Raw genomic sequence first — 11,967 nt, 5'->3', positions numbered from 1 at the left:
TTCCTGCCGCCCGGAGTGCCGACCGGCCCTTTTCCGTACGACCGGAACGCGTCTTCCCCTTTACCGGCGCGTCCACGGCGCGACCACGTTCACGCGGTTCGAACGGGGGTCCGGCGAGATCCGCGAAGGCGGCCTCGGCGTCGGCCTCGTAGGCGGTCCCGCGGGTCGTCCCGGAGGCGGCTTCAGAGCCGGGCGAAGCACCACACCCCGACGCCCAGCGCGACGACGGAGGCCACGGTCGCCAGAGTCGCCGATGCGACGGGGCTCACACCGTGGGCCACGGGTTCACGGTTCCGCACCCGGACCGCGGTCCACATCAACAGAGCGCCCCCGAACAGGGCGAACACCGTTCCCGTGAAGATCGTCGGCCCGCTCTCCATGATCGTCCCCGCCCCTTTTGCTCGGCCCGCGTCTGCCCCGGCCACGGGAGGCTGTCACGCGCGGGCGGCGCCCCGGCGAACCCGAGGTGAACGCCGGGGCTACGAGTGGGGGCGGACGACCGGGTGAGCCGTCGGCCGGGGTGCCGTCGGGACCGGCCCGCGGACCACCGGGGCACGGCCCCCGAGCCGGCCCCGGGCGCGGTGGAGCACGCCGCACCGGGTGCGGGCCTTTCCGGCCGACTTCGCCGTCGCCCGCGTTGTCGATCGGCTCACACTGCATACGATCTTGGCGAATCGGCGGCGAGCGCGAAGAAGACATGGAGAAGAGGGAGAGCGGGGAGGACGGACCGGAACGGGCCGGAGCAAGCCGGAGCGGGCCGCGCTCCAGGAAACGTTCCGGAAGATGTTCCGGAAGATCTCCCGGGGGCGCTCCGGATGCCGTCCGGCCGGTCTTCCCGACGGTGTCCGGCAGCCCCCTCCGAGGATCCGGGTCCTTCCGGACCCGGATCGGTTCACTCCGCCGGTTCGAGGAAACCCTGCTCCACCAGAAGACGGATCTGGGCCGGAGTGCGGTCCCGCAGCAACACCGGATCCTCGCCGACCAGTTGGGCGATGGCGTCGAGAATGCGGCCGGCGCTCAGCGAGCCGTCGCACACGCCCGCGAAGCCCGCGCCGACCGTGTCCACCTTGGTGGCCCGGCGCATGCCGCGGTGCTGGCGCAGCACGACGTGCTCCGGATCCTCGGCGCCGGGCAGCCCGACCTGCTCCTGGACGACCTCAGTGACCAGCCGGAATCGCCCGGCGAGCAGGGCCGCGTCGTCATGGGCACGCAGATAGTCCAGCCGTCCGAAGTGCGCCAGGACGGCGTCGCCCAGCGGCTGTTCCACCGGGTGCGGCCACTCCTCCACCGTGATCACGGGCTCCGCGGCCGTCGTCCTGCGCAGCGTGATCCAGCCGAAGCCGACGGCCTTCACCTTGCGTGCCTCGAACTCGTCCAGCCATGTGTCGTAGTGCGCCTGGTACTGGGCCTGGTCGCCCCGGTGGTCACCGGCGTCCCTCAGCCAGAGCTCCGCGTACTGCGTGACGTCCTGCACCTCGCGCTGGACGATCCACGCGTCGCACCCGCGCGGCACCCACGACCTGAGCCTGTCCTGCCAGTTCTCCCCTTCCACGTGCTGCCAGTTGGCGAGGAACTGCGCGAACCCGCCCTCGCTCAGCCGTTCCCCCGCCCCCTGAACGAGCGAGCGGCACAGATCGTCCCCGCCCATCCCGCCGTCCCGGTAGGTCAGCCGGGCGCCCGGTGAGATCACGAACGGCGGATTCGACACGATCAGGGCGTACGTCTCGTCGTCCCGGACCGGTTCGAACAGCGAGCCCTCGCGCAGGTCCGCCGCCGGAGCCCCGGACAGCGCGAGCGTGAGCGCGGTGATGTGCAGCGCGCGCGGGTTGAGGTCGGTCGCCGTCACGCGCGTGGCGTGCTGGGCGGCGTGCAGCGCCTGGATGCCGGAGCCGGTGCCGAGGTCGAGAGCGGCGGAGACGGGCGTGCGCACGGTGATACCGGCGAGGGTCGTCGACGCGCCGCCGACACCGAGGACGACGGCCGTGTCCGCCTGCCGGCCTTCGCTCCCGCTGCCGCCCGCGCCGCCGACGGCGCACCCGAGGTCGGAGATGATGAACCAGTCCTCGCCGCCCGGCCCGCCGTACGGCCGTACGTCCACGGTGGCGGCGATCTCGTCCTCCCCCGTGGGGACCAGCCAGCCGCTCTCCACGCACGCCTGCACGGGCAGGAACTCCTCCAGGCGCGCCTGCGGCACCGGCTGCTGGAGCAGGAAGAGGCGGACGAGTGTCTCCAGCGGCGTGTCCCCGCGGGTCGCGCGCAGCGCGGGCACGATCTCGCTGCGGGCCAGGGCCGCGTAGGCGGGCGCGCCGAGCAGCTCGAGGAGGCCGTCCGCGGTGAAGGAGGCCGCGAGCAGCGCCTCGCGCAGCCGGGCGGCCACGTCGGGACGGTCGACGGAGGGCAGGGGGAAGAGGGTGGCGTTACTCACGCCCCCCATTGTCTCCCGTCACCACTCGGGGCGCGTTCCCCCGGATCGCCGCCGGCCGCGCGGCCTCAGCCGGTCGTCGCGCGGGCCGAGGCGGAGGTGGCCACCTTCTTGCAGCTGGCCTGGTTGGCCATGGCGTTCTTCACGTCGCCCTGCTCGAGGTTCTTCAGCGCGGTGTTGCCGCTCTTGCTGAGCTCGCCGAGGTCGGTGGCGATGTTCTGGAGACCGTCGGCGAACTTCGCCTGGTCCTTCGTGTCCAGCGCGTCGACCTGCTTCTTCAGGCCCGCGTAGGAGGTCGAGAGAGTGGTGAGCGCCGAGACGGCGTCCTTCTGCTTCTTCTCGCCGTCGTCGACGCCGGGCGGTGTCCCGGCCTTCTGAACGGCCTGGGCGAGCGCGCCGTAGGCGTCGGACATGTCCTGGAAGGCCTGCGAGTCGGTCTTCTGGACGTTCGCCGGGGCGTTGTTGTCCGTGGCGGCCTGCTTGATCGCGGCGTTGGCCGCGTCGACCTTCGCGTCCTGGGCAGGCAGCGCGTCGCAGACCTGCTTGGCCCAGGCGTCGAGCTCCTTGTTGCCGTCGTCGTCACTGCTGCATCCGGACAGCGCCAGTACCAGTACCGCACCGCCGGACACCACGGCCGCGAGCTTCTTGTTCACCGGGTTGGTCCCTTCCATGGCTCTCGGCCCCGGAACATACACGGCAACCGGGCGAGAACCCCAGAACGAATGTCCGCTATGCAGGTAATTACAGCCATTTGCACCAGGAGAGAGAAGGCTCACGGCTCGGACACATACTCAACACAACGGGCGGGCGACGCGACAACGCGCGTCGCCCGCCCGCCCTTTGAGCTGGGCACCCGTGGGCCGGTGCGGGCTGGTCTACGAAATCACCGCCGGATCGGCGGACTTGGCCGAGGAATCGGCGTTGTCTTCGTCACCCACGGCGATCCCGCGCCGCTTGGAGACGTACACCGCGACCACGATGACCGAGAGCGCCAGGACGGCGATCAGGATCCGCATGCCGATGCTCTTGTCCTCCCCGTAGCTGAACTTGATCACGGCGGGCGCGATGAGCAGCGCCACCAGGTTCATGACCTTCAGCAGCGGGTTGATCGCCGGACCCGCGGTGTCCTTGAACGGGTCGCCGACCGTGTCCCCGATCACCGTGGCCGCATGGGCCTCGCTGCCCTTGCCGCCGTGGTGGCCGTCCTCGACGAGTTTCTTGGCGTTGTCCCACGCGCCGCCGGAGTTGGCGAGGAAGACGGCCATCAGCGTGCCGGAGCCGATCGCGCCCGCGAGGAACGCGCCGAGTGCTCCGACCCCGAGGGTGAACCCGATGAAGATGGGCGCCAGCACGGCGAGCAGCCCGGGGGTGGCCAGCTCGCGCAGGGCGTCCCGGGTACAGATGTCGACGACCTTGCCGTACTCCGGCTCCTCGGTGTAGTCCATGATCCCGGGGTGCTCGCGGAACTGCCGCCGCACCTCGAACACCACGGAACCCGCCGACCGGGACACCGCGTTGATCGCCAGCCCCGAGAAGAGGAAGACGACCGCCGCGCCCGCGATGAGACCGACGAGGTTGTTGGGCTGCGAGATGTCCATCATCAAACTCATCGGCGCGCCTGCCCCGGAGAGCTTCTCCCCGACGTCCTGCGCACCCGTCGTGATGGCGTCCCGGTACGACCCGAAGAGCGCCGACGCCGCCAGGACGGCGGTGGCGATGGCGATGCCCTTGGTGATGGCCTTGGTCGTGTTGCCGACGGCGTCGAGGTTGGTGAGCACCTGCGCGCCCGCGCCCTGGACGTCACCGGACATCTCGGCGATGCCCTGCGCGTTGTCGGAGACCGGCCCGAAGGTGTCCATGGCGACGATCACGCCGACCGTGGTGAGCAGACCGGTGCCGGCCAGCGCCACCGCGAACAGCGCCAGCATGATCGACGTACCGCCGAGCAGGAACGCCCCGTACACACCCAGGCCGATCAACAAGGCGGTGTAGACAGCCGATTCGAGACCGACGGAGATACCGGCGAGGACGACGGTGGCGGGACCCGTCAGCGACGACTTGCCGATGTCGCGCACGGGTCGGCGACTGGTCTCGGTGAAGTAGCCCGTCAACTGCTGGATGACCGCGGCCAGGAGGATGCCGATCGCCACCGCGACGAGCGCGAGGACGCGCGGGTCGCCGCTCTTGCCCTGGATCGCCGCGTCGGTGACGCCGTCGAGGTCGGCGTACTTGCCGGGGAGATAGAGGAAGACGGCCACCGCGACCAGCACGAGCGAGATCGCCGCGGAGATGAAGAAGCCCCGGTTGATCGCGGTCATGCCGCTGCGGTCGGTGCGACGCGGGGCGACCGCGAAGATGCCGACCATGGCCGTGAGCACGCCGATGGCGGGAACGAGCAGCGGGAAGGCGAGTCCGGCGTCGCCGAAGGCCGCCTTGCCGAGGATCAGCGCGGCGACCAGGGTCACGGCGTACGACTCGAACAGGTCGGCCGCCATGCCCGCGCAGTCGCCGACGTTGTCGCCCACGTTGTCGGCGATGGTCGCGGCATTGCGCGGATCGTCCTCCGGGATGCCCTGCTCGACCTTGCCGACCAGGTCGGCGCCGACGTCGGCGGCCTTGGTGAAGATGCCGCCGCCCACCCTCATGAACATGGCGATGAGGGCCGCGCCGAGTCCGAATCCCTCCAGCACCTTCGGCGCGTCGGCCGCGTACACCAGCACCACGCAGGCGGCGCCGAGCAGACCCAGCCCCACCGTGAACATGCCGACGACGCCGCCCGTGCGAAATGCGATCTTCATTGCCTTGTGCGAAACGGCGGTGAGATCCTTTTCCGGCTCGCCTTCCGCCGGAGTCGCTTCCCGGGCCGCCGCGGCGACACGAACATTGGTGCGCACGGCCAGCCACATGCCGATATAACCGGTGGCCGCGGAGAATCCGGCACCGATCAAGAAGAAGATCGATCTTCCGGCGCGCTGTTTCCAGTCGTCCGCGGGCAGCAGGAAGAGCAGGAAGAACACGACGACGGCGAATACGCCGAGCGTGCGCAACTGTCGGGACAGATACGCGTTGGCGCCTTCCTGTACCGCCGCCGCGATCTTCTTCATGCTGTCGGTGCCCTCGCCGGCCGCGAGCACCTGGCGGAGCAGTACGCCCGCAACCACGAGCGCGGCCAGTGCCACGACCGCGATGACCACCACGAGCAGGCGGTTGCCGTCGGTCAGCACTGCGGCTGCGAAGGTTGTGGGTTGGTCCAACCGATGAGGGGTAGAAAGCCCCGCCATTCGTCCTCCTTGACGCTTGGGCTGAGCTCAAGATGTGGACGGATTGTAGGTACCGGAACCTGATCAAAACAGGGTGCGGCAAGCGGAATTCGCCTTCGCACGCAAAACCCGCACGATCTCGCTCGGTAATGCCTTCAAGGCATTGAGGTTCGTGAATTGCTTCACGATATTCGCGGCAAGATTCACTTCGCCAAGATTCACTTCACCGAGATTCCAAGATTCATTTCACGGAACCACTGTAAGCGCGGTCGCCGAGGTCCGCACATGCCGAAGGGCCCTACGAGGTAGGGCCCTTCGGGTGAGTGAATCGCGAGGTTCGGGTCAGGACAGCGTCGCGGACACCGGCGTGGTCGGCCAGGTCATGCGGATCAGCCCGCCGTGCTCGCCCGCGGAGACCTCGACGTCGTCGACGAGGCCGCTGATGACGGCCAGGCCCATCTCGTCCTCCTCGGCCTCCACGTCGACGCCTGCGCCCGATCCGGGCGCCCGGTCACCGGGCGCCGAGCGCGGCGCCTCGTCGCCGACCTCGATGGAGAACTGCTTCTCCTCCTCGATCAGCGACACCTTCACCGGCGCGGTGATGCCGCCGGTCTGATGCAGTCCGACGGCACGGGTACAGGCCTCGCCGACGGCGAGCCTGACCTCGTCGAGGACGGCCTCGTCCACTCCGGCCCTGCGCGCCACCGCTGCCGCCACCAGTCGGGCGGTCCTGACGTGCTCGGGCAGCGCGCTGAAGCGGAGTTCAACGGTGGCCATGCGTCCCCCTCGGAACTACGGGCGTGCTGTCGGGGGGCCGGGCCACCAAGCCCGGACCCCCTCTTTGTTCGACCAGCCGTGCCGGGCCACGCGGGCCCGGGACGGGGTGGTCAGTCGGTGGCAGCGACCGCTTCGTCGACCGAGGTGTGGATCGGGAACACCTTGGTCAGACCGGTAATGCGGAAGATCTTCAAAATACGCTCCTGGTTGCAGACCAGACGGAGCGAGCCCTCATGGGCACGCACCCGCTTCAGTCCGCCGACCAGCACGCCGAGCCCGGTGGAGTCGAGGAAGTCCACGCCCTCCATGTCCACGACGAGGTGGAAATTCCCGTCGTTCACCAGCTCGACCAGCTGCTCGCGCAACTTGGGCGCGGTATATACGTCGATTTCGCCACCGACCTCGACGACCGTACGATCGCCGACGGTACGGGTCGACAGAGACAGGTCCACGGATCCTCCAGCACCTTGCTATCGAGCGGTCGCCCCTCGGAACACCTGGGCAGGAGTCCCCGGGACGGTACGCCAGCCGCCATGGCATTCAATCACTTACCGGCAGGCGTGCACGACGCCTTGGCCCCATTGTCCGTCACGCCGGTGACACACTCGGTGCCGATGGCCAAGAATCACCGATCCGATCGACCCTCGCCCGAGGCCGTGCCCCGCCTGTCTCCGGGCGAGGTTCTGGCCCGGCTCGCCCCGGGACCTGGCCGGGCGTCGCGCATCACTCATACGGAGCACTTGCCCCCGCGGGAGGGCCGCCATGCCGTCTGGCCGGACCGGATTCGCCCCGAGGTGATCGCGGCCGTGCAGGCCTGCGGCATCGAACACCCCTGGGCCCACCAGGCCCGGGCCGCCGAGCACGCCCTGGACGGCGAGTCGGTGGTCGTCGCCACCGGCACCGCCTCCGGCAAGTCCCTGGCCTACCTCGTACCGGTCCTCTCGGCCCTCCTGGACGGCTCCGAGGCCCCCAACGGCCGCGGGGCCACCACCCTCTACCTGGCCCCCACCAAGGCCCTGGCGGCCGACCAGTGCCGCTCGGTGAAGGAACTTTCACAACCTCTCGGCAACGCCGTCCGGCCGGCCGTGTACGACGGCGACACCCCGTTCGAGGAACGGGAGTGGATCCGCCAGTACGCCAACTACGTCCTCACCAACCCGGACATGCTGCACCGGGGCATCCTCCCGTCCCACCCCCGCTGGTCCTCCTTCCTGAAGTCCCTGAAGTACGTCGTCATCGACGAGTGCCACACCTACCGCGGCGTGTTCGGCTCCCACGTCGCCCATGTGCTGCGCCGCCTTCGCCGCCTGTGCGCCCGCTACGGCGCCTCCCCGGTCTTCCTGCTGGCCTCCGCGACGGCCGCCGAACCCTCGGTCGCCGCCGGGCGCCTCACCGGCCTGCCGGTCGTCGAGGTCGCCGACGACGCCTCGCCCCGCGGTGAACTGGTGTTCGCCCTGTGGGAGCCCCCGCTCACCGAGATGGTGGGCGAGAAGGGCGCACCCGTCCGGCGTACCGCCACCGCCGAGACCGCCGACCTCCTGACCGACCTCGCCGTCCAGGGCGTGCGCACCGTCGCCTTCGTCCGCTCGCGGCGGGGCGCCGAGCTGATCGCGGTGATCGCCCAGGAACGCCTCGCCGAGGTCGACCGCTCACTCGCCCGGCGTGTCGCGGCCTACCGCGGCGGTTACCTCCCCGAGGAACGACGCGCCCTGGAGCAGGCCCTGCACTCGGGCGAGCTCCTCGGTCTCGCCGCGACCACCGCCCTGGAGCTCGGCATCGACGTCTCCGGACTCGACGCCGTCCTGATCGCCGGCTACCCGGGCACACGCGCGTCCCTGTGGCAGCAGGCCGGCCGTGCGGGGCGGTCCGGGCAGGGCGCACTGGCGGTACTCATCGCCCGGGACGATCCCCTGGACACCTTCCTGGTCCATCACCCGGAGGCACTGTTCGACCGCCCGGTGGAGTCGACCGTCCTCGACCCCGACAACCCCTACGTCCTGGCCCCGCACCTGTGCGCGGCGGCCGCGGAACTCCCGCTGACCGACGAGGATCTGCCCCTGTTCGGACCCGAGGCCGAGGGCCTGCTGCCGCAGCTGGAGGCCGCGAAGCTGCTGCGCCGCCGGACCAAGGCCTGGCACTGGACCCGCCGGGAACGCGCCGCCGACCTCGCGGACATCCGCGGCGAGGGCGGCCGTCCCGTCCAGGTCGTCGAGGCCGGCACCGGCCGACTCCTCGGCACGGTCGACGCGGGCTCCTCCCACACCGCCGTCCACGAGGGCGCCGTCCACCTCCATCAGGGCCGCACGTATCTCGTGCGCTCTCTGGACCTGGAGGACTCCGTCGCCCTGGTCGAGGAGGCCAACCCCCCTTATTCGACGGTGGCCCGTGACACGACGTCGATCTCCGTCCTGGAGACGGACGTCGAAATCCCCTGGGGCCAGGGCCGGTTGTGCTACGGCTCCGTCGAAGTGACCAACCAGGTCGTCTCCTTCCTGCGTCGACGTGTCATCACCGGTGAAGTCCTGGGCGAGTCGAAGCTCGACCTCCCTCCTCGTACGCTGCGCACGCGTGCCGTGTGGTGGACGGTGACCGAGGACCAACTGGACGCGGCCCGGATCAACCCCGAGATCCTCGGCGGTGCCCTGCACGCCGCCGAACACGCCTCGATCGGCATGCTGCCCCTCTTCGCGACCTGCGACCGCTGGGACATCGGCGGCGTCTCGGTCCCCCTCCACCCCGACACCCTGCTGCCGACGGTCTTCGTCTACGACGGCCACCCCGGCGGCGCCGGCTTCGCGGAGCGGGCCTTCCACACGGCACGCTCCTGGCTGACGGCCACCCGCCAGGCCATCGCCTCCTGCGAGTGCGACGCGGGCTGCCCGTCCTGCATCCAGTCCCCCAAGTGCGGCAACGGCAACGACCCCCTGCACAAGAGGGGAGCCGTGCGGCTGCTCACGGAACTGCTGCGGGAGGCTCCCGAGGAGAAGTCTCAGGAGTGAAAGCCTCCGGCAGGGCTGGAAAAAAGCCCAGGAGGGGGAGCCTGCGGCAGAGCTGGAGAAGTCGCCGCAGGAGAGGCCTGGGGCGGGCCTGAAGAAGGGCCTTGGAAAGGGCCTTGGGAAGGGCCTGGGGAAGGGCCAAGGGAGGGACCCGGGTGCGGCGGCGGGCTGTGTTGCGGAGGCCGTTGCGGGGCCTGCACCGCATCCGCAGGGCCCGCCCGCGCCCTGATCTCGGCCGCGAACAGCCCCCGTCCCGATGCCGCCGTCACGTCCGAGATCTCGCCGACGACCACGCACCGCACCAGTCGCGCGCCCTGCGCCCGGGCCACCCGGTCGGCCCGGGCGCAGGCCCGCGCGACGCCGTCCGTCCAGTGGTCGGCGGCCGCGAGCGCCGCGAGGTCGGCACCGCCCGCGGCACGGTGCCGGGACGCCACGGCCTGCCCGAGGGCCAGCACGATCCCGAACACCACGCACAGCACGGCGATCGCACCCACACTCCAGACGGTGGCGGAGCCACGGTCCCCGCCCCTGTGACGCCCTGCGAGACCCCGGGCCCACGCAGCCCGGCCTCCGCGCCCCGCGACCCCGCCGCCACACCGCGCGCCGCTCACGGCACGCCTCCCACCGACCACCGGGCGTCTCCTGACGCACCCCGGGGCTCGCCTGACCCGCCGGCGTCTGTCTCCGCGCCTCGGATGCCATCCGGCGCGCGGGCGGCGCGGGCGGCACCCTGCGCGTCCCTGGGGCCGCCTGACGCGCCCCTGGGGCGAACGGCCGCGCCCCTGAGGGCGCCTGGCGCGTCACGGGAGCCGCCTGACACACCGGCACCATCCGGCGCCCCCCGAGCCTTCTCAGCCGCCCCCACGGCCTTCTCCGCCGTCCCCACGGCTCCTTGCGCCGTACCCACGGCCTCCTCCGTCGCCCCCAGGGCCCCCCGCGCCGTCCCCACCGCCTCTTCCGCTGCCGCCACGGCCTCCTCCCGCACTTCGAAGGGCAGGCCGCGCAGCGCCGGTGGCCTGGCCACGACCACCACGCGGACCTGGTCGCCCTCCCTGCTGATCGTCACCTCCGCCCCGCGCGGCGCCGTCGCGCGGGTCACCTCGAGCACCGCGTCGGCCGGATCCTGCCGGGCCGCTGCCCTGGCACCGGTCCTTGCCGCGTCCACGCACTGGATCTGGGCAGCCATGACCAGCAGCCCCCACACCAGCGCCGTCGCGAACACCACCAGCACCGGCAGCACCACGGCCGACTCCGCCGTCACGAACCCCCGGTCCCCGGCGCACACCCGCCGGCACGCGCGCCGAGGCTCTCGTCCGCGCTCACGCCCCCGCACTGAGCGCCCGCTTCACGATGGCCTGCAGCTGAGCCGCGACCACCTCGCTCGTCACCACCTGATAGAGGAGCACCGCGAAGCCCACGGCCGCCACGATCCCCATCGCGTACTCGGACGTCACCATCCCCGCGTCACCGCGCGCCGCACGCATCCTGCACACCAAGGCGCTCAGCCGCGCCCATACCGCCTTGTACATCTCAACCCCCGTGAGGTTCCGTCGCCTTGATCTCTGATGTGGTTCGGTTACTTCGCCTTCGGCCAATTCACCGCTCGGCCGCTCCTTGGCCGGCGGCCGGCTCTTCGGCCACCCGAGCCGTCGCTCCTCGGCGTTCACGTCGTGCGCGCCGTCACCGATCACCCCCTCCCAGCACCCCGCCCGCGAGCCCGATGACGATGGGCAGCACACCGACCGCGATGAAGGCGGGCAGGAAACAGAGCCCCACCGGCACGGTGACCATGACGGCCGCCCGCCGGGCGCGGGCCGTCGCGCCGCGCGCCCAGTCGGCGCGGGTGTCGGCGGCGAGCCGGGCGACCGGTCCGGCCGCGGGCAGCCCCGAGACGTCGGCCCGCTCCAGCAAGCGGGCCAGGGCAGCGGCACCCGGTGTCGAGGCCAACCTCCGCCATGCGGTGGCTGGTTCACCGCCCAGCCGCACCTCGGCAGCGCCCCGCGCCAGCCCTTCCCCCACAGGGCCGCCGAGCGCCTCGCCCACGGCCTGCGCCGCGATCACCGGCCCGGCGCCGGCCGCGATGCACGCGGACAGCAGATCGGCGGCGAGCGGGAGTTGGCGTGCGGCGAGCCGGGCGTCGGCCTCGCTCACTCCGTCCGCTGCCTGTTGTCGACGGCGCCACCGCCCCAGCCCCACCGCGCCGATCAGCCCCAGCACAAGGCCGACGACGCCACCGACCACCACCCAGCCGGCACCGACCACCAATGCCTCGGGAAGCCAGCGCCGTACGGCATCCCGCAGCCCGGCTCCCCTGACGGTCGCCGCCCTCCCCGGGGCGAGCAGTTCGGCCAGGCGCCGCCGTGCCCTGCGTTCGCGTCGCTCGGTCTCCCACCACCTCGTCAGCCACCAGAAGGCCACCACGATCCCCACGGTCGCCCCCAGCCTGTGGACAACTTCCACGCTCGCGCCTCCTCCGTCCACGTCACCCACCTCCCTCTCGCCGCCTCCCTCT

Annotated in this window: 10 protein-coding genes and 1 pseudogene; 1 reads left to right on the top strand and 10 read right to left on the bottom strand. The window is 71.4% G+C overall.

What is annotated here, in order from left to right; translation table 11 throughout:
• Positions 1 to 182: 182 nt before the first annotated feature.
• From ABT070_RS28810 to bldG, 6 genes are all read right to left on the bottom strand, one after another.
• Entirely contained in the window at positions 183 to 380 is a 198-nt protein-coding gene (locus tag ABT070_RS28810; RefSeq protein ID WP_351764789.1) for a hypothetical protein, read from the bottom strand.
• A 512-nt stretch (positions 381 to 892) separates the two neighbouring features.
• Positions 893 to 2,434: a DUF7059 domain-containing protein gene (locus ABT070_RS28805; RefSeq protein WP_451101641.1), complete on the bottom strand. Its 1,542-nt coding sequence runs from the start codon at positions 2,432 to 2,434 to the stop codon at positions 893 to 895.
• A 56-nt stretch (positions 2,435 to 2,490) separates the two neighbouring features.
• Positions 2,491 to 3,093 (bottom strand): small secreted protein, encoded by a 603-nt coding sequence (locus ABT070_RS28800; RefSeq protein ID WP_351764787.1) that lies wholly within the window; start codon positions 3,091 to 3,093, stop codon positions 2,491 to 2,493.
• A 204-nt stretch (positions 3,094 to 3,297) separates the two neighbouring features.
• Positions 3,298 to 5,703, bottom strand: a complete 2,406-nt coding sequence (locus ABT070_RS28795; protein WP_351764786.1) for a sodium-translocating pyrophosphatase — start codon at positions 5,701 to 5,703, stop codon at positions 3,298 to 3,300.
• A gap of 321 nt (positions 5,704 to 6,024) precedes the next feature.
• Positions 6,025 to 6,459 carry an ATP-binding protein gene (locus ABT070_RS28790; RefSeq protein WP_351764785.1) on the bottom strand — a complete coding sequence of 145 codons (435 nt, stop codon included), beginning with the start codon at positions 6,457 to 6,459 and terminating at the stop codon, positions 6,025 to 6,027.
• A gap of 110 nt (positions 6,460 to 6,569) precedes the next feature.
• Complete coding sequence (bldG, locus tag ABT070_RS28785) at positions 6,570 to 6,911, bottom strand: anti-sigma factor antagonist BldG (RefSeq protein WP_009189842.1); 342 nt, start codon at positions 6,909 to 6,911, stop codon at positions 6,570 to 6,572.
• 81 nt (positions 6,912 to 6,992) lie between these two features.
• Here bldG and ABT070_RS28780 point away from each other — a divergent pair, with 81 nt between their 5' ends.
• Positions 6,993 to 9,458 carry a DEAD/DEAH box helicase gene (locus tag ABT070_RS28780; protein WP_351764784.1) on the top strand — a complete coding sequence of 822 codons (2,466 nt, stop codon included), beginning with the start codon at positions 6,993 to 6,995 and terminating at the stop codon, positions 9,456 to 9,458.
• On the opposite strand, the gene ABT070_RS46290 is transcribed toward ABT070_RS28780, so the two are convergent.
• From ABT070_RS46290 to ABT070_RS28760, 4 genes and pseudogenes are all read right to left on the bottom strand, one after another.
• Positions 9,449 to 10,066, bottom strand: a complete 618-nt coding sequence (locus tag ABT070_RS46290; RefSeq protein ID WP_502990185.1) for an Rv3654c family TadE-like protein — start codon at positions 10,064 to 10,066, stop codon at positions 9,449 to 9,451. The genes ABT070_RS28780 and ABT070_RS46290 overlap by 10 nt on opposite strands.
• Positions 10,067 to 10,395: 329 nt before the next feature.
• Positions 10,396 to 10,788: pseudogene (locus ABT070_RS28770) on the bottom strand (TadE family type IV pilus minor pilin); the annotation flags it as partial.
• A complete protein-coding gene (locus ABT070_RS28765; RefSeq protein ID WP_307164619.1) occupies positions 10,775 to 10,984 on the bottom strand; it encodes a DUF4244 domain-containing protein in 210 nt (69 codons plus the stop codon). The gene ABT070_RS28765 and the pseudogene ABT070_RS28770, both read right to left, overlap by 14 nt.
• 151 nt (positions 10,985 to 11,135) lie before the next feature.
• Complete coding sequence (locus ABT070_RS28760) at positions 11,136 to 11,915, bottom strand: type II secretion system F family protein (RefSeq protein ID WP_351764783.1); 780 nt, start codon at positions 11,913 to 11,915, stop codon at positions 11,136 to 11,138.
• Positions 11,916 to 11,967: the final 52 nt, after the last annotated feature.

The sequence above is a fragment of the Streptomyces sp. NPDC002884 genome (assembly GCF_040295245.1).
In the GTDB taxonomy this organism is placed as follows: Bacteria; Actinomycetota; Actinomycetes; order Streptomycetales; family Streptomycetaceae; genus Streptomyces.
The sequence above is the reverse complement of the archived record's forward strand: the minus strand, read 5'-3'. Positions and strand labels throughout refer to the sequence as shown.